Origin of the sequence: Paenalcaligenes hominis (assembly GCF_011927625.1) — a bacterium.
Classification (GTDB): domain Bacteria; phylum Pseudomonadota; class Gammaproteobacteria; order Burkholderiales; family Burkholderiaceae_B; genus Paenalcaligenes; species Paenalcaligenes hominis.
In genome coordinates this window covers 220,535-245,364 of the sequence record NZ_JAATIZ010000001.1, presented here as the reverse complement: position 1 = coordinate 245,364, position 24,830 = coordinate 220,535, and the positions used below count along the sequence as shown (strand labels likewise).

Here is a 24,830-nt window from a genome sequence, read left to right as displayed (position 1 = left end):
TAGAAGGTATTGCTGCGTTGTAGCGCATTTAAATGTCCACATCCGCTAAGTTACCTTTGGCTTCTAGCCAAGTACGGCGCTGTGCCGCTTCGCCTCGTGCCATGAGCATATCAAACATGTCGGTGGTGCCAGCAAGGCCTTGGGCCCCATACGCCACGGGCAAGAGACGGCGAGTATCTGGATTCATCGTGGTGTCCCACAGCTGTTCTGCACTCATTTCACCTAAGCCTTTAAATCGGCTGATGGACCATGAATCTTCTCGTACTTTTTCCTTGCGTAGCTTATCCATCGCAGCGTCTAATTCGGCTTGATCTAAGCAATATATCTTGCGTGCCGGGCGCTTTGCTACGGCAGGCACATCAAGACGGAATAAGGGAGGCCGAGCAATATAAATATGGCCTGCTTGGATCAATGCGGGAAAGTGGCGGAAAAACAAAGTCAAAAGCAAAACTTGAATATGCGAACCGTCCACATCCGCATCAGATAAAATGCAGATCTTGCCATAACGCAGTTGGCTTAGATCGGGCGTTTCCTTGGCAGTATGCGGATCTACCCCGATGGCAACGGAAATATCGTGAATTTCTTGGTTCGCAAATAAGCGATCACGATCGACTTCCCATGAGTTTAAAACCTTGCCTCGCAGCGGTAAAATGGCCTGAAATGATTTATCTCGTCCCATTTTGGCAGACCCACCTGCGGAGTCTCCCTCAACCAAAAACAACTCATTGCGGTTTACATCGTGGGATTCACAATCCGTTAGCTTGCCCGGCAACACCGCAACGCCTGAGCTTTTACGCTTTTCTATACGCTGGGTAGAACGCACACGGGCTTGAGCATGACGAATTACAAGCTCGGCAAGCTTTTTGCCTTCGTCTACCTCGGAGTTCAAGCGTAGCTCTAGCGCATTACGTACAAAGGTACTGATCATGCGCACCGCATCGCGACTGTTTAATCGTTCTTTGATTTGACCTTGGAACTGTGGGTCTAATATTTTTGCGGAAAGCACAAAACTAACACGAGCAAACACGTCCTCGGGCAATAGACGTAACCCTTTTGGTAATAAGCTATGGAGCTCGGCAAAGTTTTTAACGGCTTGGTAAAGCCCATCGCGCAACCCGGCTTCGTGCGTCCCTCCCGCAGGAGTCGCAATTAAATTCACAAAGGATTCGCGCATGACATTGCCCTCAAGTGTCCACGCTACGACCCATTCTGCTCCTTCGCCTAGGGCGTAATTCTCGTCGTCCTCGAGGGCAAACTGCGCACCTTGAAATAACGGCAGATAAAGCTCTTGATCAGCCAGCGCCTCTTGGAGGTAACCGGCTAGGCCATTCTCGTAACACCACTGGAGCTGCTCGTTAGTTTTTTCATTAATTAAGGTAACCGTCGTTCCACTTAATAACACCGCTTTGCTACGTAATACGTGCTTAAGCTCAGCTAAAGGAATCTGAGCGGAATCAAAATACGTTGGGTCAGGCCAAGCACGTACTCGTGTTCCTGTTTTCCTTTTTGGTGCTGAACCCGCTATATACAAAGCCTTGAGCACATTTCCATCAGCAAAATCAATTTGATGAATTTCGCCCTGACGCCACACCTGCACCTCTAGGCGCGTAGATAGCGCATTAGTGACTGAAACACCTACGCCATGTAGACCACCTGAAAAGGCATAAGCGCCTCCATCTTTTTTATCAAACTTTCCTCCGGCATGAAGCCGAGTAAAGACTAGCTCTACCACTGGGGCTTTTTCTTCGGGGTGTAGGCCCACCGGAATACCTCGCCCGTCATCCTCGACGGAGATGCTTTGATCTTTATGTAAGGTCAACGTAATATGTTTTGCATGTCCGGCTAGGGCTTCATCTGCCGCATTATCAATAACCTCTTGTATAATATGTAAAGGGTTATCGGTACGGGTGTACATGCCCGGACGTTGACGCACTGGCTCTAAGCCTTTCAACACCCGAATTGATGATTCATCGTAATTGGACTTAGACACTCTCTAATCTCTATCAATCGGTAAAAAATCTATTTTACGAACTATGGGTGCAAACCCCAAATAAATCTAGCAACTGAATTGCTTGATTTTTTTGAAATAAGGCTATGCCCACAGCTCACAGCCTGTAGAAAAAGCACAACACAGACAAAAATGTCTTGCGCATACATTGTGCTTGCTGCATGCGATCTCGTATAGTGTATTTATTCGATCACCTTTATACTCAGACATTTTAGCCATGAGCCAATTCATTAAAAATGTATCCGATGCGTCTTTTTCTGAAGACGTACTTAACGCCGACCAACCTGTACTCGTCGATTACTGGGCAGCTTGGTGTGGTCCATGTAAAGCGATTGCACCTATTTTGGATGAAGTTGCTGAACAATACGCAGGTCGTGTTACTATTGCTAAATTAAACGTAGATGACAATCCCGAAACCGCCTCAAAGTTTGGCATCCGTGGTATTCCTACATTAATGCTGTTTAAAAATGGCCAACCTACTGAAACCAAAGTCGGTGCTATTACTAAAACACAGCTCCAAGAATTTCTCGACAATTCCTTATAAACAACAATCTCTGCGCGAGCCATGTCCTTGGCTCGCCGCCATTGGCTGATTCCCTTCTTTTCTTCTCATGCACCTCAACGAACTCAAAGCGCTGCACGTTTCGCAGCTGCTAGAAATGGCTGCCAGCCTAGAAATAGATAATGCTAACCGTATGCGCAAACAAGAACTCATGTTTGCCATTATGAAAAAGCGCGCTAAACAAGGCGAACAAATCTTCGGAGACGGCGTACTCGAAGTCTTACCTGATGGGTTTGGTTTTTTACGCTCTCCCGAGACCTCCTATCTAGCTAGTACTGACGACATCTATATTTCACCCTCACAAATTCGTCGTTTTAATTTGCATACAGGGGATTCCATCGAGGGCGAGGTTCGCACTCCTAAAGATGGGGAACGTTACTTTGCTCTAGTGAAAGTAGACAAAGTAAATGGTATGCAGCCCGAGGTCATCAAACATCGTATTATGTTTGAAAACCTCACCCCGCTTCACCCTAATCAACCCATGCGCCTAGAGCGCGACATTAAAAGTGAAGAAAACATCACTGGTCGCATTCTGGATATCTTTGCCCCTATTGGTAAAGGCCAACGCGCACTGATCGTGGCCAGCCCCAAGTCGGGTAAAACCGTGATAATGCAGCACATGGCGCACGCCATTACGACCAATTACCCCGACTCGACTCTCATCGTGCTTTTGGTTGACGAGCGCCCCGAAGAGGTCACAGAAATGCAGCGTACCGTACGCGGCGAAGTCGTAGCCTCTACGTTTGATGAGCCAGCTACCCGTCACGTTCAAGTGGCTGAAATGGTGATTGAAAAAGCCAAACGTTTAGTCGAGCTTAAAAAAGATGTGGTGATTCTTTTAGACTCTATTACTCGTCTAGCACGTGCTTACAATACAGTCGTCCCCGCCTCGGGCAAAGTCTTGACTGGCGGTGTCGATGCCAACGCATTACAACGCCCTAAACGCTTTTTTGGTGCAGCCAGGAACTTAGAAGAAGGTGGCTCTTTAACCATCATTGGTACTGCTCTGATCGAAACAGGCAGCCGTATGGACGAAGTGATCTACGAAGAGTTCAAAGGAACGGGTAACTCTGAAATCCACCTTGAGCGTCGCTTGGCTGAGAAACGCATTTACCCTGCTATTAATCTCAACAAAACCGGTACACGACGTGAAGAGCTGCTTATTAAGCCAGACCTACTGCAAAAGGTTTGGGTATTACGCAAGTTTATTCATGACATGGACGAAGTCGAGGCCATGGACTTTATTTTAGATAAAGTCAAAGCCACCAAGAACAACGCCGAGTTCTTTGACATGATGAAAAAATAAGTACCGACGGTATGGCAAAACACTCTAATGGTTACGCCTTAGAGTGTTTTTTTATGGGCCTTTTAAAGGTGCCGCTTTGGTTTCTATGTGGTCCCAAGGGCCCGTTAAGTGATAGCGCATGGTCATGGCTTTAGCTAATGGATCTTTTAATAACCACTGGGTTAAAAACGCACTGACCCCTACCACGGGGTTCAATGCCAGCCCTGCTGCCAACGCCGCCCCACTCATTTCCATACGCGGTACCACCAGCGCATACATATCCACCTGCTCGGCCTCTAAGTCGGCTTTGCCCTCTATGACTACAGCACCGACAGGGCCAAGCACTTTAAAATCATGAGTGCGAGCCATTGCGTTCTCTAAACGAATTTTTCCCTGTATGTCGTCGAACGGAAAACCGTTTTGCAATAGTCCACGTAGATCTGTACCCAAAGTGGTTAGGCGTGAAATGGACTGCAAGGATAAAAACTCAAGCCATTTACCCGTGTGTGAGTGTAATTGATGCAATCGCCCACGTTGCAGCGAAAGCTCCATCGTGCCTTGGAGTGACTGCAACGAGGTTTGCCAAGGAAAATGTTGCCAATTGAGCTGCGTTGCAATATGTCCTTGGCCCTCTGCCATCACATCCTCAAAACCGACATAATCCAATAGTGCGCCCAGTGTGGGGCTGCTTAATGTGGTTTCTAGTTGCAAACCGCGCGCTGGGCCACCGAGCTGCCACCCCCCTTTTCCTTGAAGCTGACCATACGGCGTGGTGAGCTGTAGATGAGGAATTTGCCACCATGAGGTGCCATGAGTGCTACGTCGACCCTGGAGTTCCGCCTGACCTAAACGCCAAGGGCCATACCTGAAATCGCTGACTTTAAGATCCAAACTGGGCCAGTCTAATACGGGTTCTAAATGATTTTCTTTGGATTCTGCAACGCTATCAGCTGGCACGGGCTGCCAGTGAATTCGTTGAAAATCAGCATGAACCGTCCCTTGGATAGCGCCATGTGCTTGCTCTTGCCATTGCATCGTTCCAGCGACCTGCTCAGAACTAATGTCCATGCGCCAATGATGAGGCTGAACCTGCTGTGACGTGTAGGTGAGCTGATTAATTTGCCCATCAAACACCACCGCTTGATCCGCCTTGATACGCACGCTATTCAGTTGTAGGTGACTAGACGCCGCATCCGAGGCCAACGCCTGAGTCAAGGTCTTGATAACGCCTTGCCAAGCGTCCAGATCCAATTGACTTTCCTCCACATCAACCCAAAAGCCGGGCCGAGTGGAGGTAGGCTGAGGGCGCTTCCACGTCAGATAACCCGACTCAAATTGAGCGGAGCGCTGCGTATTTTGCTGCAAATACCCTTGCAACTCAGACCCTAGCTGAACGCGTAATGCATTATTTTCCTGCCCAGCATTCCAACTAAGCTGCAACGGCCACGTCTGCTCGGCTCGCTTTTGTAAGGGAGCAGGTAAGTGCAGCGCCAAGCCTTTAAGTGGACTTTGAACATGAATCGCAAATTGATTTTTTTCATCAAAACCGATTTGAGCCTGATAAGGGGCTGTGCCCTGTGCATAGAGGGTTAACGGTTTGAGATCATAGAATGTGGCGAGCGCATCCATTTTAAGCTGCCCTTCAAGCTGTAAAGCATGATTGGCTGTCCCTATGGACTGGCTGAACTGAACAGGCCCCCCTAACCATTGCGCTTTTAGCTGTGCCTCTGCGCTTTTTTCTGAGAAAAGCAACTGCCCTTGAATCTGTGACAGCGGAGGCAGTTGGGGCCAAAGCTGCAGCGTATTCTGATTAAACTGGATATGCCCTTGGACTTCGGTTTGCTCGCCCTGTTCTAGATTGACTTTTAAGGCAAAAGGAACGATCCAATCCCCCGTCGCGCTGGCTTGGTCAAACGTACCATCAAGCAAAGCGCCTAAATCGCTGTGGGTCATTAAACCTAAATAGGCTTGAGCTGGCCCGTGTGTTTCTGCCGCCACTGTTAAATAAGGCTCATCCGCAGCGAAATCATCAATTGCCACGTTAATAGCAGGAGCCAACACTACGTCTTTACCATTCGGTTTTATGTTTCCTGTTGCGCTCTGTAAACGCAACTGGTTTCCCACAATACTCAATGCCCCTGCTACCTTTTCCACCTTGGGCCAGCCTTTTTCTGCGCCTTGTGCCGGGTAATAATCCACTGTGGCATCCTCGATGGCTGCTCCCACATAAAAAAGCCCTTGGGCAGGATCTTTATATGGATACTGGTCTAGACGCCCTTGCCAGCGCAACACCGCCTCCGAGGCTTGACCAGCAGGCAAGCCATGCTGTAGCCAATCTACTACTGTTTGGGGGATAAGGGGGGTGGGGAAATACGTATACAAACGATTTAATTGAATACGTTGTGCACGAGCCGTTAGATCAAGCCGACTTTGACGCCAGTCGGTGCCTTGCGGTGTCCATGAACCAGCCAAATCTAACTGAACGTCCGCATTACGTATAAAAAATCGGCTGAGATCAATCTGTGAATCGGGGGTCTGAGCCGAACGCGACGCAGCGAGGCTGACTTGATCAAACTGCCATGCTTGTGCAAAAAAAGGACTGTGTTGCCACTTTGCTTCGGTCGCATAAAGCTCTAGCGTAAAAGCATCCTCTTGTAAGCGCTCGTAGAGGGCTCGTTCTTGGATAAAATGGTTAAAGCTGCTCCAAGGCCCTTGAGCAAACACGCGTACCTGCTGTGCCGATAACGTTCCTAGCTCTTGAGTGCGCCATTTAGGCTCTTGTAAACGCACATCTACGGTCACTTCCTCAACCTGACTTTGCTCAATCTGTAGCCAAATCTGGCTGTCTACCTGAGCCTGATCTAGGCCGGTGGGTAAATCTACCCATTGGTGCCAAGCGTGTGCGCTCAGGTTAGCAATATGGATATAGGCATCACCACTGATTTTTTGTGTTATTAAGGCATCTCGCTCTAAAGCCCCTTTCAATTGAATCTGTTGACCTAAGTCTTGGGGTGGCGTAGCCGTGAGTGCATAGTGCAAGACCCCATCGCGTTGCTGTAAAACACCCTGGACCTGCGAAAGTTGAATGGGATCGGCACCACGTTGTAGGTCTTCCCAGTGAATAGTGGCTTGTTGTAGCTCAATGTGATCTTGCTGAGTTAACCAATGCCAAAATCCGGTTGACGAGGACGCTTCACCCCCTGCTGACCCTGGCTGCCCCGCAATGCGCCACTGATTTTGTGCATCACGTTGTAGGTTCAGCTCGAGCCCATCAATACGCAAATAGGAAAAATGGGCTTGGGCGTGCCAAAGGCTACTGAGCTTCAACCGTGCGCTGAGGCGCGGTATGACAAGGGATTGGGGCGAGGCGGGATCCCCTAAAGTGATGTGTTCCACATGGATTTCTGGGTATAAGCCCTGCCATTGTGCTTGAATCGAGCCAATACGTATTTCGCTTTGAGTGACAGCGCTAAGGGTCTGAGCAATGGGCACACGCCACTGATCGATAGTAGGGATTAGCCAATACCGCAAGCCAAGCACTACAATTAAGAAAACGACATAAATAGCAAGTAGTCCCCGCCCTGTCCAGCGTAACAAAGGCCCCATTTTCTTTCTTTGATTTAGTTATGAATTTAACACGCACATTAAACTGGTCTGGTGCTCTGCGACGTCAATTGAATGCCACCCCTGAACTGGCTGAGTGGCTTGAAGAGCATAGTACGCATCCTATTAATCCTGAGCGGATTTCAGATTGGTTTGATGTGCTCCAGACCGCTTCGGGTAATCCTAGCGACCCAGAACAGCTTAAACAACACTTACGCATACTGCGACGCTATGTCTTTTTTACCCTAATGCAAAGAGACCTGCAGGCAAAAGCTAGTTTAGCCGAAGTTGGCACCGCCATGAGTTTTTTAGCTGACTTGAGTGTGAGTAAAGCTTATCAATGTGTAAGCCACGAGCTCAGTCGAGCACATGGTATTCCACGTGACGCTAAAACAGGGGCTCCTCTAGAAATGCTGATTGTGGCTATGGGCAAATGGGGTGGGTCCGAGTTAAATGTCTCTTCTGATATTGATATCATTACTTTATACGCCGAAGATGGAGACACCGATGGGCCACGACCGCGTAGCCATCACGAGTATTTTGGCCGTCTGACGCAACGCATGTTGCCATTGCTTTCCCAAACCACCGCTGCAGGCCACGTATTTAGGACAGATGTACGCCTACGCCCAGATGGCGATGCCGGCGCATTAGCGTGGAGCCTTAACGCGCTTGAGCACTATTTTATGTACCAAGGGCGTGAATGGGAACGCTATGCATGGATTAAAGCACGAGTACTGCCTGTCCAAGCCTTTGCAGGAAGCCGCCCTGTGCTCGCTGCTCAACGCTTAGAACAGCTTCGCGTCCCGTTTGTTTATAGAAAGTATTTTGACTTTGATGCGCTAGCCGCTTTACGCGAGTTACGAGAGCGCATTCGGCAAGATTGGGAACGTAAAGTCGTTGCCAAAGACAGTCTAGAAAGTACGCATAACATTAAATTGGGCGACGGCGGCATTCGTGAAATTGAATTCGTGGTGCAGCTCAACCAACTGATTCGAGGGGGGCGCTGGCCTTCACTGCAACAGCAAAACTTACACGCTGCCGTCCACGCCCAAGTGCAAGCCGATGTGATGGACGCAGAACTCGCCCAACCACTTTTAAATGCTTATGAGTTTTTACGGCGTACCGAACACTTTTTACAGTACCGCGAGGATCAGCAAACTCACTTATTACCGACTGACCCAGAGCAAATAGCCCTGCTTGCAGATAGCTTAGGCATGGATACAGCTCGATTTAACGCAGAGCTGCATCAGCATCGATCCTTTGTACAACAAAGCTTTCACGATGCCTTTAGAATTGCAGGCGTAGATAAAAAAAGCGTGAGCCGATCCGTAACACCTAACACCCAATTAGATTTGCCCGCCCCCTGTGCGGAGACAGACCCGCATTTGCTAGAAATTGAAAGCCAACGTTTATTACAAAGCCATCGCATTCAACGTCTACCTTCCTTTAGTTTAAGTCGCTTACAACAACTGCTTCCCCTAGTGCGTGCTGCCGCCTCGCAAACCGAGGACCCTATCGAAACCAATAAACGTGTTCATGGTATTTTGGAGCACATCTCTAACCGCAGCTCGTACTTGGCGCTTTTATTGGAGTATCCTGAAACCATTCACCGCCTAACCGCCATGGCGGGTGCCAGTCCATGGGCAGCGCATTACCTTAGTCAATACCCATTGGTACTGGACAGCTTAATTGAATGGAAACACTTATTAGAAAGCCCCGATTTTCTGAGCCTTGGCGAACAGTTGCGCTTAGAGTTAGACGCTTGTGTGCTCCCTAACGGTCAGGCCGATGTGGAACGCCAAATGAATTTGATGCGTGATCTACAACACCAAGTTAGCTTTCAGCTTTTAGCTCAGGACTTAGCGGGGCTGCTGACAGTTGAACGCTTAGCCGATCAACTGTCAGCCCTTGCTGATATGCTTTTGGCCGAGACCATCTATCGCACTTGGCCTTTAGCCCAGCCTCGAAACACCAGCTCTTATACCGACCAACCTCACTTTGCGGTGGTGGCGTATGGCAAACTAGGAGGCAAAGAGCTGGGTTATGCGTCCGACTTGGACTTAGTGTTTCTTTATGACGACCCTGATCAAGATGCGGTAGAAACCTACGTACGTTTAGGCCGACGCATGGTGTCTTGGCTCACTACGCTTACCTCATCGGGGCGCTTATATGAAGTCGATATGCGGCTGCGTCCTGATGGTGATGCCGGACTAATTGCTGTGTCTATTGATGGCTTTGAAAAATACCAAAGTCAACAGGCGTGGTCATGGGAACACCAAGCCATTACGCGGGCACGCTTTGTGGCTGGCGACCCAAATATTGGTGCTCGTTTTGAAAAAGTACGACAAGCCATTTTGCTGCGTGAACGCGATCCATTACAATTTAAACATCAAGTGATTGATATGCGTGCCAAGATTGCTCAAGCGCATCCCAATCCTAGCGGTTTATTCGATATAAAGCACGACCAAGGCGGTATGGTGGATATCGAGTTCATCACACAGTATTTAGTGTTGTGTTATGCTCATCACCATCCCGCTCTATTAAATAATTTAGGCAATATTGCTCTGTTGGGCATTGCCGCCGATTACGGTTTGATCCCTACTGCTCTGACCGAGCCCGCCATTCAGGCGTACCGAACTTTCAGGCGCTACCAACATAACTTACGTCTTCAAGGGGCAACGGTAGCTCGCTTACCTCAAGCTCAAGTCCAGAAAGAACGTGACGCCGTTTGTGCGTTATGGCAAACCGTCATGGATTAATTCTCGTTACCTACAATGAAACCTACAGAATTTACTCGTCCTATACTGACCCCCCCTAACAATAGTAAAAAGGTGTTGTTGCACTCATGTTGTGCACCTTGCTCGGGCGAGGTCATGGAGGCCATGACTGCATCGGGTATTGATTACACTATTTTCTTTTACAATCCAAACATTCATCCTCTGCGCGAATACGAAATTCGCAAAGAGGAAAACATGCGGTTTGCCGAGCAGCATAACATTCCATTTATTGACGCCGACTACGACGCCGATAACTGGTTTGAGCGGGTAAAAGGTATGGAAAATGAACCCGAGCGTGGTATTCGCTGCACTGAATGTTTTGATATGCGCTTTGAGCGCACTGCACTGTATGCGTATGAAAATGGTTTTGATACTATTTCTAGCTCGCTTGCAATTTCGCGTTGGAAAGACATGGATCAAATTAACGGCTGTGGCGAGCGAGCCGCAGCGCGCTACCCCAACATGCTGTACTGGACTTACAATTGGCGCAAAGACGGAGGCTCACAGCGTATGTTGGAAATCAGCAAACAAGAGCAGTTTTATCAACAAGAATACTGTGGCTGTGTGTATTCTTTGCGTGACACCAACAATTGGCGTTTGTCTAAAGGGCGCCCACGTATTGAGTTTGGTGTAAAGTTTTATGGTGTTAACGACACTGCTACCCTAAAGAAAACAGAAAAATAATTTTTCATGCTTGTCACGTACCCGAATTGTTGCTCGGGTACGTGTTGATTAGATGGGTTAAATCACACGCCCAGATAGCGCTCCCACAAGCTTGTATCAGCCGCTAAACCAGCCGAATCCCCCTGCCACACCACGCGCCCTTTTTCTAAAATAATATGATGATCAGCCAATTTCATTAGGCGTTCCACGTATTTATCAATAATTAAAATGGTTTGACCTTGAGCGCGCAGTACATCCAAGCACTGCCAAATTTCCTCGCGAATTTTAGGTGCTAAGCCCTCTGAGGCTTCGTCGAGGATTAACAGCTTGGGATTCGTCACCAATGCCCGACCTATGGCAAGCATTTGCTGCTCGCCCCCTGAGAGCTGGTTGCCCATGTTGTGTTGACGCTCGCGTAAGCGAGGGAAAAAGTCAAAGACCTTGTCTGGCGTCCATTCTTGAGTGGCTTTAGGGTTGCGTTGAGCCACAAATGCTGTCAAGTGCTCTTTGACAGTCAAATTAGGGAAACACATACGGCCTTCGGGTACGATCGCCACCCCAGCCCGTGCAATTTTATCGGTGCTCCACCCTTTGGTGTCTTGCCCTTCGAATCGTACCGACCCACCTCGTACTGGTAGCATGCCCAATAAAGTCTTTAGTAAAGTGCTTTTCCCCATGCCATTACGGCCCAGCACAGTAACAACTTGACCCGCTTGTATTTGTAGGTCTACCCCAAATAACACCTGACTGGCCCCGTAGCCGCTTTCTAAGTGCTCAATTTGCAGAATCATGCGGCCTCCGTTGATTCATCGCCTAAATAGGCGTTTTTGACGGCTTCATCGTGACGAATTTGCTCGGGCGTGCCTGAGGCAATGATTTGCCCTGCCACCAGTACTGAAATACGATCTGCCAGTCTAAAAACAGCTTGCATATCGTGTTCGACCAAAAGCATACTGGTTTTACCCCGCATGGATTCGATGAGTTCAGTTAAGCGTAAACTTTCGTCTGGACCCATCCCAGCCATGGGCTCATCTAGCAACATGACCACCGGATCAGCAGCTAATGACAAAGCAAACTCTAGCTTGCGCTGTTCACCATGCGGCAAATGCTTGGCTTGGCTGTGCCAGGCACTCGTATCAATAGCACACTCGGTTGCCAGCTGTTTTGCTCGATCGAATAGCTGTTTTTCACTATCACGCGCTTTCCAAAAGCTGTAGCTACTGCCTGTAGCAGCTTGAACCGCTAGCACTAGATTTTCTAATACTGTGTAGTCGTTAAAGATATTAGTGACCTGAAATGAACGCGCTAGCCCCTGAGCCACCCGTTGATGGGCTTTTAAGCCCGTAATGTTTTGTGTTTGCAAAAACAGTTCGCCTTGATCAGGACGTAAGGTGCCTGCTAACAGATGGATCAGCGTTGACTTGCCAGCGCCGTTTGGCCCAATTAAGCCATGAATCTCACCCTGATGAAGCTCAATAGAGACCCCATTTGTAGCCTTTAAGGCCCCAAAGCGCTTGTGTAAGTTTTGGGCTTGAAATACCACGGGTGTTGAGATGAGGTCTTTATGTATTGTCATTGCTTACCCTTTTTTTATCAAACCAACTGGCTAAGCCCTGGGGCGCAGCAAATACAACGATCAGAAGCAGAACACCTAAGGGCAAATGCCAGAATTCGGTCCAATTACGTAGGATTTCCTCGAGCACTAGCAACACGGCAGCCCCTGCCACCCCCCCAAACATAAGCCCCATACCCCCTACAAGCACCATAATGATGAGATCAGCGGACTGAGTCCAATGCATAAGGCTAGGTGATACAAATAGATTGTGGTTGGCTAATAACGCCCCTGCTAGCCCCATTAAAGCACCGCTTAGAGTGTAAGCCACCAGCTGAATACCATATACGGGATAACCTAATGCTTGCATGCGACTAGGATTTTCTTTGGCCCCACGTAAAGCATGCCCGAAACGGGATTCCATGAGCTGTTTAAACACAAGAAACGCCACCACCACAATGGCTAGCACTACGTAATAAAACTGCACATCATTGCTGAGATCTAAGCCCGGCAAGGAGGAATAATCGTAAAGATTCATGCCATCCTCGCCACCATACTGGCGCAAAGAAATGAACAGGTAATAGATCATTTGCGCAAACGCCAGGGTGATCATAATGAAATACACCCCTTTAGTACGTAATGAAATGGCGCCTGTGATGCAGGCCAGTAATGCTGCCAAAGCCATCGCTACAGGCCAGACTACCCACGCCGCGTAAATACCGGCATCGGCCATAATGCCCACCACATACGCCCCTGCACCGAAAAATGCAGCATGGCCTAACGCAACTAAGCCGCCATACCCTAAGACCAAATTCAGCGCACTTGCTGCCAAAGCAAAAATTAAAATACGCCGTACAAACGAGACGTAAAACTCAAAACCAAAGCTAGGTGCGACCAAAGGAAAAGCAATGAGCAGCCCTAGCACCAAAAAAATGCCTAAACGTGTTTTTGTCATGATTAGCCTCGCGCTGGAAATAATCCGGCGGGTTTCACTACCAAAACCACGGCCATTAAAAGATAAATTGACATAGCAGCCAATGTGGGACCTACACTGGATGCCACATCAGCAGGGAAAACGGTGCGTAGCAACATAGGTAAAAAAGCACGCCCAGCGGTATCAACCATACCCACCAGCAACGCCCCCACAAATGCCCCCCGTATTGAGCCAATACCGCCAATTACAATACACACCAGCACGAGAATGAGGATGTCCTCGCCCATACCAATTTGTACAGCATTGATAGGCCCAAGCATCGCGCCAGCTAGCGCAGCTAACGCCGCACCCAGTGTAAAAATACCGAGGAAAAGCACGGGGACACGGACACCCATCAATGTTGCCATTTGACGATTTGAGGCCCCAGCTCGTACTAGCACCCCAGCCCGTGTGCGCGTCACAAACGCATATAAGCCCACTGCGACGACGAGGCCTACGGCAATAATCATAAGTCTAAAAGCCGGGTATAAAAAACCAGGAACGAGTTCTACAGGACCTGATAGGGTAGCCGGCATATTGAACATAATCGGGGCAGGCCCCCAGATCATTTTGACAATATCATTAGCGATGAGAATGATGGCATACGTACCTAATACTTGAGCGAGATGGTCACGAAGCACTAAGCGGCGCATTAACGCTAACTCTAAAACAATGCCAACTAAAGCGGTGACTCCAACGGCAATCAGCACCGCTGAAGTAAATGAGCCTGTACGCTGCATGATTTCTGCAGCCACATAGGCCCCTGCCATATACAGGGACCCATGGGCCAAGTTCATGATATCCATAATGCCAAAGACCAACGTTAGGCCAGCGGCAATTAAAAACAACATCAACCCGAATTGCAAACCATTTAACAGCTGCTCAGTAACTAAGATGAGCGACATTCTGTTATCAACCTTTTAATACTTATAGTTTGCATTCATCAACATAGGCGTCTTGGTAAGAGTCGAACACCGTACCTACCAATTTGTTAGTTAAAACCCCGTCTGCATCACGCTCGACTACGCGAACATAATAAGGTTGAATGGGGAAATTATTTTTCCCATAGGTAAATTCGCCACGCACGGATTCGTAATTGGCGGATTTTAGGGCTTCGAGCACTTTAGCGCGGTCTTTCACGTTGCCGTCTACCTGAGCCACGGCAGCATCCATTGCCATAATGACGTCATAGGCCTGAGCGGCATATACAGACGGGTAACGGCCATCGTATTCTTTGCGGTAAGCTTCTACGAATTTTTTGTTAGCCGGTACATCTAGGTCGTGCGCCCATTGTGCGGTATTAAACATGCCTTCGATGGGGTCGCCAACAGCTTGAATAATATCGGTATCGCCCGAGAAGCCCGGCCCTAAGAGCACAGTATCTTTATTTAAACCAGCGGCAACGAATTGTTTAATGAAATTAATGCCCATCCCGCCGGGTAAAAAGAAGAACACAGCTTCGGGTTTGTTGGCACGAATTTGAGCAAGCTCGGCGGCGTAATCAATTTGGCCTAATTTCGTGTAAATTTCCTCGCTAGGTGTTTTGCCGTAACCCCGTTTAAAACCATTTAGTGAGTCTTTGCCTGCAGGATAATCGGGAGCAAGAATGAACACCTTTTCGTAGTTACGGTCAGCAGCTACTTTACCAGCGGCCTCGTGGAAAGCATCATTTTGGTAAGACACACCAAAAAAATAAGGGTTGCACTGTTTACCTGCCAGTTGGCTAGGACCGGGGTTGGCTGTTAAATAAGGAACTTCAGCTTTAAATAAAGCTGGCCCAACGGCTAAAGCCACATTCGAACCCACGGGGCCGGTGAAAAAGTCAATCTTATCGCGTTGAATATAGCGGTTTACTAATTGACGCGCTTGGTCTGGGTTGCCCGCCATATCTTGTTGAATGAACTCGGCTGGCTGCCCCCCTAGCTTGCCATCTAATTGTTTAATGGCTAGGTTTAACCCATCGCGAATTTCAGCCCCCACTGCTGAAAAGGGCCCAGAATTATCATTGGCGATCCCTACCTTAATGGTGTCAGCGACAGCTGCGGTACCCAAACCGACAGATGTTAAAGCCAAAGCAGCTACTACACGTTTCATATATGTCTCCTCGTTATTCTTATTTTCGCTGATTCACGAAAATCACTTGTAAATAGTTTAGTTGTAAATTACTTTTGAATACACGAGGGATATCACTTAGAGGGTTAGCCCCCATGCTACGTTTGAACACAAAAAAAGCCCCACCGAAGTGGGGCCAATCAATAAAAAAGAATTATTTAGTGAAAGCAAACGCATCATCAGCAAAATTGACATGAACTGTGTCACCATCGGCAAAATCACCTTGTAAGATGGCTTTAGCTACAGGGTTTTCAATACTTTGCTGTATAGCACGTTTCAAAGGACGCGCCCCAAATACAGGGTCAAAGCCAACTTTAGCGATCTCAGCCAAAGCCGCTTCGGATACATCTAATTCTAAGCCGCGGTCTTGTAAACGCTGCTCTAACCGTTGTAATTGAATTTTTGCAATGGCTTGAATGTGCTGTGCGTCTAGGCTATGGAATACCACCACCTCATCAATACGGTTTAAGAATTCGGGACGGAAATGTTGTTTAACTTCTTCCCACACGACTTCTTTGATTGTCTCGTAGGGCTCGTCTTGCATCATTTGAATATGCTGCGACCCTAAGTTCGAGGTCATAATAACAACCGTATTGCGGAAGTCCACCGTACGCCCTTGGCCATCTGTTAAGCGCCCATCGTCCAGTACCTGAAGCAACACGTTAAACACATCAGGATGCGCTTTCTCCACTTCGTCCAACAAAATCACACTGTAAGGTTTACGACGTACGGCTTCGGTTAAGTAACCGCCCTGTTCGTACCCGACATACCCTGGAGGCGCCCCAATTAACCGTGCCACAGAGTGTTTTTCCATGAACTCAGACATATCGACGCGTATCAAGTGATCTTCCGAGTCAAACAGAAAACCAGCCAAAGCTTTTGTGAGCTCTGTTTTACCCACACCGGTAGGTCCAAGGAACAAGAACGAACCGTAAGGACGATCTGGGTCAGCTAAACCGGCGCGTGAGCGACGGATGGCATCGGCCACTAGGGTGACGGCCTCGTCTTGACCCACCACGCGTTGATGCAGGTGCGATTCCATCTGTAGCAGCTTTTCCCGCTCGCCTTGCATCATCCGCGACACAGGAATACCCGTTGCGCGTGACACAACCTCTGCGATTTCCTCTACACCCACCTGAGTTCGTAGCAGCTTAGGACGCTCGGCTTCCTCATCCACGCTTTCTTTGGCATGCTCAGCGGACCGTAAGCGCTCTTCGAGTTGAGGTAGTTTGCCATATTGCAACTCGGCTAATTGCTCGAATTGACCTTTACGCTGATACTCGGCCATTTCTGCACGTAGTGCTTCGATTTCCTCTTTGATGGATTGAGTGCCTTGGACAGCAGCTTTTTCTGCTTTCCAAATATGATCATAGTCATCGTATTGACGCTGCAATGACTCAAGCTCGTCCTCAATCACTTGCAAGCGTTTCTTAGACGCATCGTCTTCTTCGCGGCGCACCGCTTCGCGCTCAATTTTAAGCTGAATCATACGACGTTCGAGCTTGTCCATGACCTCGGGCTTTGAATCAATCTCCATACGGATACGGGCCGCAGCCTCATCAATTAAGTCGATGGCTTTGTCGGGCAAAAAGCGATCGGTAATGTAGCGATGAGACAACTCCGCTGCAGCCACGATTGCAGGGTCTGTAATGGCCACTCCGTGGTGCAGCTCATAACGCTCTTGAAGACCACGTAAGATCGCAATGGTTGACGGCACATCGGGCTCGTCGACCTGAACGCGTTGGAAACGACGTTCTAGCGCTGCGTCTTTTTCTATGTACTGACGATACTCATCAAGAGTAGTAGCCCCAATACAATGGATTTCGCCACGTGCTAAGGCGGGCTTAAGCATGTTCCCAGCATCCATTGCTCCGTCGGCCTTACCAGCGCCCACCACCATATGAATTTCATCAATGAAAAGAATGGTCTGACCTTCGTCTTGGGCGAGTTCCTTTAAAACGGCTTTTAGACGCTCTTCAAATTCGCCACGGAATTTAGCACCTGCTAATAGCGCCGCTAAGTCCAAAACTAATAGACGTTTTCCTTTGAGACTTTCTGGGACTTCGTTATTGACGATACGTTGTGCTAAGCCCTCAACAATAGCGGTTTTACCCACCCCTGGCTCACCAATTAAAACCGGGTTATTTTTAGTGCGGCGTTGCAGTATTTGAATGGCACGGCGGATTTCGTCATCACGCCCAATCACGGGATCTAGCTTGCCTAAACGGGCACGTTCAGTAAAGTCGGTCGTGTACTTAGAGAGAGCCTCGCGGTTTGACTCGCCTTCGGCATCGGTGACTGTGGCCCCACCACGGACGGCCTCAATCGCTGCCTCAAGCGCTTTGTCTTGCACGCCAGCATCACGTAACAGCTGGCTAGCGCGCCCCTTATCTTTTAATACCGCCAACAAAAATAGCTCGCTAGCCACGTAGGTGTCACCCCGTTGAGTCGCCTCTTTGTCTGCTTGGGCTAAAGCTGTTTGTAGCTCGCGACTGGCGCGTAAATTGGCTTCGCCGCCTTCTACTTGGGGCTGAGCGGCTAAGTAATTGCTGAGCTCACTTTTTAACCGCGGCACAGCAGCCCCTGCCCGAGCTAATAAACTGCTAGCCCCCGAATCTGGGTCTTCGAGTAGTGCCAAGAGCACATGAGCTGGCTCAAGGTAGGCATGTTTGCCTTGAATGGCTAAGGTTTGTGCGGTGCCTAAAGCCATTTGAAATTGTGTTGTTAATTTATCTATACGCATGGAATAGTTGGCCTTTTAAAAAAGCACAGTCTTAAACACAGAAAATCAGCTTTAGCGCGTTATTTAAGCCGTGCCATATATCAATCGTTAAGTTATAGATACTGTCACTTTCTTTTATTTCAAGGGAATCTAAGAAATACTTTACTTATATCGTCTACACTACGTAACAAAAATACAACAAAACCATGCCAAGCTCCCAAGCTAGGCCATTTAGCGGTTTAACCACTGCGTCGATTAGCAAATCTAAACAAATGTAATTCGTGCTCTAGCTCAGAAAAAGCTACAATCATTATTGATTTGCCTCAAAGCAAACCTTTTTCTTTTCTGTACCCAGAATCAACTATGCAAAAACGTATTCCCGTCACGGCTAATTCAATGCGTTGCTCTACCTGCATGTTAAGCGAACTTTGCTTACCACTAGGTATGCCCGAGCCCGAACTGAATAAGCTAGATGATCTTATTCAGGAGCGCATCCGTCTTAAAAAAGGCGCCCCTTTATTTCATCTTTCCGACCCCGTAGAGGCCGTTTATGCTTTGCGCTCTGGCAGTTTAAAAACACAGCTCGAAGACGCAACCGGCCAAGTACAAATCACTGGCTTTCTACTGCCTGGCGAAATTGCAGGAATGGACGGTTTGCTTAATAACACGCATGTTTCTCACGCTATTGCGCTGGAAGACAGCGAGGTCTGCGTCATGCGCCTAGATGATTTTGATCATCTGTCCACCCAACTGCCCATGTTGCAAACCCAGTTGCGACGCCTCATGAGCAAAGAAATCAACCGCTCTCATAGTATTATGATGACACTCGGTGCTTTGCGCTCTGAACAGCGCTTAGCTGCTTTTCTCTTGAACATGTCTGACCGCTTAACGGCACTGGGCTATTCGCCTTACGAATTTCTGCTACGCATGAGTCGCGAGGAAATTGGCAACTTTTTGGGTCTAACACTTGAAACTGTTAGCCGACTATTTTCCCGCTTTGCCCGTGAAGGCTTGCTGGAAATCCAGCAGCGCGAAGTCAAACTTTTAAACTTGCCTGTTTTGCATCAATTAGCCGGTACTGCCTGCCCAAGCCATGCGTATTAACGGCTTGTATTTCTAGCCCAACCCACACACAAAATACAAAAAAAGCTAAGTTGAAATAACTTAGCTTTTTTTACCTTTACTTTTGCTTAGCCTCGGCTTTATCGACTTGCCCACTAGGCACAATTTGCAGCCCTTTTTTTACTGCCCCTGACATGGGCTGATCATAATGGGAAACGGCTAAATAAATAGTAATAATACACGCCACTACCACGATGGCAGGACCAGACATTAGAATCCATGGCCACGGTTCTTTATACCAAGGCTGGGTATCTTCACGCAAAGGTGCTGAGCTCATAATGACTCCTTATTGGGGAATATAAAAATTAGAGGTGTCTTTGGCATGTGTATTTTGACGCTGCCCAGCGACGGAATCGGCACGAATTTCTATTGCATGCATCCCAGTGCTCAGACCACTATCAGACGGAATTTGCACCACCACAGGAACAAGCTCGGTTGATGAGGCAGGCAACACAATCGTGTCTTTGCCATTATCTGCGCGCTTGATTTTAATTTGGGCGATACCGTCTGCGGACAACTGAATAGTAAGAGGCTCTTCAGCAGCATTAACAAGCTGCAAACGATATACGTTTTCTATTAAGCCGCCAGCGACTTCACGCCCTAACAACCCCCGGTCACGAATAATGTTCATTTTCAAGGTATCACGTAACGCCATAGACACCACTAAAGCCACACTGACTAGAACTAACAAGCTGATGTAGATCAGTACACGTGGACGGAACATGCGCTTGCGGGCTTCGTCTTGGGTTAATCGCTCGCTAATCGCACGACCTGAGGTATAGCGGATCAAGTCAGGCTCGTAGCCCATTTTGTCCATCACTTGGTTACAGACGTCCACACACGCGCCACAGCCAATGCACATATATTGAAGACCTTCGCGAATATCGATACCGGTCGGACAAACCTGAACGCATAAACTGCAGTTAATACAGTCGCCTTTGCCCTCAGCTTTATGGTCGACCTTTTTAGAACGTGCCCCTCGTGGTTCACCTCGTACATAGTCGTAACTGACCACAAAAGTATCATCGTCCACCATCACGCTTTGGAAGCGTGCGTAAGGACAGGCATAACGACAAATGGACTCGCGCAAAAAGCCAGCAAAGCTTAATGTGGCTGCGCTATACAACCAAAACCACACCCACTGCCATGTGCTTAGAGTGAGATGAATGAATTCACCAGGTAGCTCTCGGATAGGAGCAAAATACCCAATAAAGGTAAAGCCTGTCCAAAGCGAAAACAATACCCATACCGTGTGTTTGGTTAGTTTGATGCGAAATTTTCGCCATGTCCAAGGGGCTTCGGCCAGACGGATACGAGCCACACGATCCCCTTCGATCTTGTGCTCGAACCACATCATGATTTTGGTGTAGACCGACTGCGGACAGGCATAACCACAAAATAAACGCCCTGCAATGGCTGTAAATAAGAACAAGGCATAGGCTGAAATAATCAGCAAAACGGCCAGATAAATAATATCTTGAGGCCATAACACCATGCCAAATAAATAGAATTTTCTGGCCCCTAGGTCAAAGAGAACGGCTTGACGTCCATTCCACTGCAACCAAGGCAAACCAAAAAAGAGAATTTGTGTAATCCATACTAATGCAATCCGTATACGGTCAAAGTGTCCCGTAACGGAGCGCATGACAATTTTGCCATGCGCATCTTGGAGGATTTTTTCTAGTTGTGGTGAAGCTCCCACAACTGCCTGTTTTTCAATTCGAGGCGGCTGCCAAGCAGGTACTTGATCAGCGTCTTGACCCGTTTGATCGGGTCTTTTAGGAGCTTCACTACTCATGATACAAACCTTCAGTCAATTTATAAAAAGGCTCCTGACCTAACCTAGGTACGGAGCCCTTAACTGCTATTACTGCTCTACATTCGAGAGGCCCCAAACCCAACCTGCTAAGAGGCGGATTTGCTCTTGGGACAGATGATCTTTTTGAGCAGGCATTTGGTTATCACGACCATTTAAAATGCCGTACACAATTGTGTCTTCTGAGCTACCGTAGAGCCAAGCACTATCTGTTAGGTTAGGAGCGCCTAACATTTGATTGCCTTTACCTTCAGCACCATGACATGCAACACAGAACTGATCGTAAAGTTTTTTCCCTGGCACCACACGCGTTTGATCATGGGCCAAGTTGCTTAGGGAACGCACGTACTGTGCGATTTCTGAAGCCTGAGCAGGCGTCATCAGCGCTTTATGTGCAGGCATAATGCCACGACGACCATTAGTGATGGTGTGCAAAATTTGCTCGGGCTCACCACCCCATAACCAGGAATCATCAGACAGGTTCGGGAAAGACGGGCTGCCTTGAGCATCTGAGCCATGACACTGAGCACAGTTGTTTAAGAATAAACGCTGGCCAATAGCACGGGCTTCGTCGTCTTTGGCAATATCAGGAATAGGCATTTCTGCATATTTCTGAAAAACCGGCTGAACACGAGCTTCGATTTCCTCTTGGGCTAAACGGACCTCTTTGGCTTGGTTAGTCCCCAAAAAGCCGTCGAAAGAACCTAAAGCCGGATAGAGAAACATATAGGCTAAAGCAATGGCACTGAGAATTAAGTACATCGATACCCACCAACGTGGTAGCGGTGTATCGTATTCAGTAATTCCGTCCCAAGAGTGACCTGTGTCACTGATGACCTCACCCTTTTTGGGTTGGCCTTTTAGTTGGCTGATCAGCACGAATAAACAGAACACTACCCCGCCAAGGGCAATGGCCGTAATCCAAATGCTCCAGCCTACGCTGAAAAATTCATTCATTCGAATCCCCTACTTTCTGCCTTACGACCTCCTCTTCATCGGGAAGGTCAAAAGGCAGCCTAGACGCCTCATCGTTTGCTTTAGCACGGCCCTTAGACCATGCCCAAACAATGATTCCTAAAAAGGTTATTAAAGCTAATGCTGTGGCAATACCATTTAAGATGCCAATCATTAGTATCTCCCTTCGGCTACAGCTGCTTCAGCAGCGGCGCGCCCTTGGACTCCTAAACCTTGTAAATAAGCTACCAATGCATCTTCTTCTGTTTTGCCTTTTAGGGCCTCAGGAGCTTTAGCAATTTCTTCGTCAGTGTAAGGAACACCCAGTTTACGTAATACTTCCATACGTGTTTGGATATTTGCCCCTTCGACTGTATTGCGTTGCAACCAAGGATAAGCAGGCATATTGGACTCACGCACCACATCGCGTGGATTGCGTAAGTGAATACGATGCCATTCATCGGTATAGCGCTGACCTACACGAGCCAAGTCAGGACCGGTACGCTTGGAGCCCCATAAGAAGGGGTGATCATAAACGGACTCACCCGCTAATGAGTAAGGACCGTAACGACGTACTTCGGATTCCAACATACGAATTTGTTGGGAGTGACAGCCTACACAGCCTTCGCGGATGTAGATGTCACGCCCCATCAAACGTAGCGGCTCGTATGGGGTCACGCCTTCGGTTGGAGTAGTAGTTGAATGTTGGAAGAACAAAGGCACGATTTGTACCAACCCTGCCATCGCAATAACGATGAGAGTACAAATCATCAATAAGCCAACGTTCGTTTCCACCGTTGCATGTGAAAAAAACTTTTTCTTCTCGTTAGACATGGATCTATCCTTAACCTGCAGCAATTTCGCTAGCACCTACTAGACCTGCATCGCGTGCGTCAGGGCTTTTTAGAGGTACTACAGGATTAACACGGGGCTGACCTTTAATTGTCAGTAGGGTGTTAACCAACATAATGATTGCACCAGACAAGAACATAATGCCGCCTAGCGCTCGGATTGCATAGAACGGATAGGTGGCTTTTACACCTTCGACGAAGCTGTAAATTAACATGCCGTCTTCGCCCGTTGCACGCCACATTAGGCCTTGCATAACACCGGAAATCCACATAGCGGAGATATACAACACCACGCCTAATGTCGCTAGCCAGAAGTGCAATTCAACCCATTGAGGTCTTGCCATGCCCACACGACCATACAAACGTGGAAGCATGTAGTACAAGGAACCAAATGTCACCATGGCTACCCAGCCTAATGCACCTGAGTGAACGTGGCCTACTGTCCAGTCGGTGTAGTGAGACAAAGAGTTCACTGTACGAATAGCCATCATAGAACCTTCAAAGGTAGACATACCGTAGAAGGAAATAGCGACTACCAAGAATTTCAAAATAGGATCTGTACGCAGACGGTTCCAAGCACCTGATAAGGTCATGATTCCGTTGATCATACCGCCCCAAGAAGGAGCCAATAGAATCAAGGAGAAGGCCATACCTAAAGACTGAGTCCAGTCAGGCAAGGAAGTAAAGTGCAAGTGATGCGAACCGGCCCACATGTACGTAAATGCCAAGGCCCAAAAGTGCACAATAGACAAGCGGTACGAATAAATAGGACGCTGAGCTTGCTTGGGCACGAAGTAATACATCATCCCTAAGAAGCTGGTAGTTAAGAAGAAACCCACCGCATTGTGACCATACCACCACTGTACCATCGCGTCTTGTACGCCTGCATAGGCTGAGTAAGACTTCCATAGAGACACAGGTAGCTCTACGTTGTTAAAGATGTGTAACACGGCGATCACAATAATGAACGCACCAAAGAACCAGTTGGCGACGTAGATATGGTTAACACGACGTTTTACTAATGTGCCAAAGAACACAATTAGGTAGCTGACCCATACTGCAAGGATCAACAAGTCGATTGGCCATTCGAGCTCGGCGTATTCTTTGCTACTAGTAAAACCTTGTGGCAAAGTTAGCAAAGCCCCTACCATAGCGAGCTGCCAGCCCCAAAATGTGAACGATGCCAAAGGCCCTGCAAACAAACGTGTTTGACAGGTACGTTGCGCCACATAGTAGGACGTAGCAAAAAGCGCGCTACCACCAAAGGCAAAAATCACCAAGTTGGTATGCAAAGGACGAATACGTCCATATGTAAACCACGGCGTCTCAAAGTTAAGTTCAGGCCAGATGAGTTGTAAGGCGATCAGTACCCCAACCCCCATACCCACTACAGCCCAGACTACGGACATGACGGCAAACTGTCGTACTACTCCGTAGTTGAAGGCTTCGGCCTGTTTTCCGACTACATCGGAAGTGCCCATTTGCTTCCCCTCATTTTAAACAAATGTTAATTACAAACTGTTTTACCGAATGGTATTGCCCACTATTCGGCAAGGTTACGTGCACCGCATCATAACACTTTCATATAAGCATATAACCCATTAGTTGGTAGTAAGCAAAAACCCCCTTGACTATTAGATTATCTTTGACAAATACGCCAACACATTACTTTTGGTTTGTGTCGGTGCTATCGTCATCCTCGAGTATGGACTCGCCTTTTTTATTGGTGTCCTCGAACTGGCCGGAAAAAACAGCCCACCATAATGCCACTGCAATAAATAAAACAAACAGCAACGACAGAGGAATCAATAAGAACATCGAGTCAAGCAT

General features: G+C 48.0%; 20 protein-coding genes. 5 read left to right on the top strand and 15 right to left on the bottom strand.

Going from position 1 to position 24,830, the window contains the following annotated elements:
• Positions 1 to 28: 28 nt before the first annotated feature.
• Positions 29 to 1,990, bottom strand: a complete 1,962-nt coding sequence (locus GGR41_RS01190) for a DNA topoisomerase IV subunit B (protein WP_373868043.1) — start codon at positions 1,988 to 1,990, stop codon at positions 29 to 31.
• Between the two features lie 235 nt (positions 1,991 to 2,225).
• Here GGR41_RS01190 and trxA point away from each other — a divergent pair, with 235 nt between their 5' ends.
• A complete protein-coding gene (gene trxA, locus GGR41_RS01185) occupies positions 2,226 to 2,552 on the top strand; it encodes a thioredoxin TrxA (protein ID WP_077733532.1) in 327 nt (108 codons plus the stop codon).
• Between the two features lie 67 nt (positions 2,553 to 2,619).
• Positions 2,620 to 3,876 (top strand): transcription termination factor Rho, encoded by a 1,257-nt coding sequence (rho, locus tag GGR41_RS01180; RefSeq protein WP_167660280.1) that lies wholly within the window; start codon positions 2,620 to 2,622, stop codon positions 3,874 to 3,876.
• A gap of 51 nt (positions 3,877 to 3,927) precedes the next feature.
• Here the strand turns inward: rho and GGR41_RS01175 are convergent, their stop codons facing one another.
• Complete coding sequence (locus tag GGR41_RS01175; RefSeq protein WP_167660279.1) at positions 3,928 to 7,461, bottom strand: YhdP family protein; 3,534 nt, start codon at positions 7,459 to 7,461, stop codon at positions 3,928 to 3,930.
• Between the two features lie 20 nt (positions 7,462 to 7,481).
• Here GGR41_RS01175 and glnE point away from each other — a divergent pair, with 20 nt between their 5' ends.
• Complete coding sequence (gene glnE / locus GGR41_RS01170; RefSeq protein WP_167660278.1) at positions 7,482 to 10,217, top strand: bifunctional [glutamate--ammonia ligase]-adenylyl-L-tyrosine phosphorylase/[glutamate--ammonia-ligase] adenylyltransferase; 2,736 nt, start codon at positions 7,482 to 7,484, stop codon at positions 10,215 to 10,217.
• Positions 10,218 to 10,232: 15 nt separating this feature from the next.
• Positions 10,233 to 10,919: an epoxyqueuosine reductase QueH gene (locus GGR41_RS01165; protein WP_167660277.1), complete on the top strand. Its 687-nt coding sequence runs from the start codon at positions 10,233 to 10,235 to the stop codon at positions 10,917 to 10,919.
• A gap of 62 nt (positions 10,920 to 10,981) precedes the next feature.
• Here the strand turns inward: GGR41_RS01165 and GGR41_RS01160 are convergent, their stop codons facing one another.
• The 6 genes from GGR41_RS01160 to clpB form a co-directional block, all read right to left on the bottom strand.
• A complete protein-coding gene (locus GGR41_RS01160; RefSeq protein ID WP_209279708.1) occupies positions 10,982 to 11,689 on the bottom strand; it encodes an ABC transporter ATP-binding protein in 708 nt (235 codons plus the stop codon).
• Positions 11,686 to 12,474, bottom strand: a complete 789-nt coding sequence (locus GGR41_RS01155) for an ABC transporter ATP-binding protein (RefSeq protein ID WP_167660276.1) — start codon at positions 12,472 to 12,474, stop codon at positions 11,686 to 11,688. Before GGR41_RS01155 ends, GGR41_RS01160 begins: the two co-directional genes overlap by 4 nt.
• A complete protein-coding gene (locus GGR41_RS01150; RefSeq protein WP_167660275.1) occupies positions 12,461 to 13,405 on the bottom strand; it encodes a branched-chain amino acid ABC transporter permease in 945 nt (314 codons plus the stop codon). The genes GGR41_RS01155 and GGR41_RS01150 overlap by 14 nt, the downstream gene beginning before the upstream one ends.
• 2 nt (positions 13,406 to 13,407) lie before the next feature.
• Positions 13,408 to 14,328 (bottom strand): branched-chain amino acid ABC transporter permease, encoded by a 921-nt coding sequence (locus GGR41_RS01145; RefSeq protein WP_167660274.1) that lies wholly within the window; start codon positions 14,326 to 14,328, stop codon positions 13,408 to 13,410.
• 22 nt (positions 14,329 to 14,350) lie between these two features.
• A complete protein-coding gene (locus GGR41_RS01140) occupies positions 14,351 to 15,517 on the bottom strand; it encodes an ABC transporter substrate-binding protein (protein ID WP_167660273.1) in 1,167 nt (388 codons plus the stop codon).
• A 172-nt stretch (positions 15,518 to 15,689) separates the two neighbouring features.
• On the bottom strand, positions 15,690 to 18,278 hold the full coding sequence (gene clpB / locus GGR41_RS01135) for an ATP-dependent chaperone ClpB (protein ID WP_167660272.1): 2,589 nt from the start codon (positions 18,276 to 18,278) through the stop codon (positions 15,690 to 15,692).
• A gap of 342 nt (positions 18,279 to 18,620) precedes the next feature.
• On the opposite strand from clpB, the gene GGR41_RS01130 reads away from it, so the two are divergent.
• Positions 18,621 to 19,361: a helix-turn-helix domain-containing protein gene (locus GGR41_RS01130; RefSeq protein WP_077733542.1), complete on the top strand. Its 741-nt coding sequence runs from the start codon at positions 18,621 to 18,623 to the stop codon at positions 19,359 to 19,361.
• A 76-nt stretch (positions 19,362 to 19,437) separates the two neighbouring features.
• Here GGR41_RS01130 and GGR41_RS01125 read toward each other — a convergent pair whose 3' ends face one another.
• The 7 genes from GGR41_RS01125 to ccoS form a co-directional block, all read right to left on the bottom strand.
• On the bottom strand, positions 19,438 to 19,656 hold the full coding sequence (locus GGR41_RS01125) for a FixH family protein (RefSeq protein WP_077733543.1): 219 nt from the start codon (positions 19,654 to 19,656) through the stop codon (positions 19,438 to 19,440).
• A gap of 9 nt (positions 19,657 to 19,665) precedes the next feature.
• The gene (gene ccoG, locus GGR41_RS01120; protein ID WP_167660271.1) at positions 19,666 to 21,177 is read right to left on the bottom strand and encodes a cytochrome c oxidase accessory protein CcoG; all 1,512 of its coding nucleotides are present in this window, start codon (positions 21,175 to 21,177) and stop codon (positions 19,666 to 19,668) included.
• Between the two features lie 69 nt (positions 21,178 to 21,246).
• A complete protein-coding gene (gene ccoP, locus GGR41_RS01115; RefSeq protein WP_167660270.1) occupies positions 21,247 to 22,152 on the bottom strand; it encodes a cytochrome-c oxidase, cbb3-type subunit III in 906 nt (301 codons plus the stop codon).
• Positions 22,145 to 22,324, bottom strand: coding sequence for a cbb3-type cytochrome oxidase subunit 3 (locus GGR41_RS01110; protein WP_077733546.1), 180 nt, complete (start codon positions 22,322 to 22,324; stop codon positions 22,145 to 22,147). Before GGR41_RS01110 ends, ccoP begins: the two co-directional genes overlap by 8 nt.
• Positions 22,324 to 22,983, bottom strand: a complete 660-nt coding sequence (gene ccoO / locus GGR41_RS01105) for a cytochrome-c oxidase, cbb3-type subunit II (RefSeq protein WP_077733547.1) — start codon at positions 22,981 to 22,983, stop codon at positions 22,324 to 22,326. Before ccoO ends, GGR41_RS01110 begins: the two co-directional genes overlap by 1 nt.
• Before the next feature lie 10 nt (positions 22,984 to 22,993).
• A complete protein-coding gene (gene ccoN, locus GGR41_RS01100; protein ID WP_167660269.1) occupies positions 22,994 to 24,481 on the bottom strand; it encodes a cytochrome-c oxidase, cbb3-type subunit I in 1,488 nt (495 codons plus the stop codon).
• A gap of 184 nt (positions 24,482 to 24,665) precedes the next feature.
• Positions 24,666 to 24,830, bottom strand: a complete 165-nt coding sequence (gene ccoS / locus GGR41_RS01095; RefSeq protein ID WP_077733549.1) for a cbb3-type cytochrome oxidase assembly protein CcoS — start codon at positions 24,828 to 24,830, stop codon at positions 24,666 to 24,668.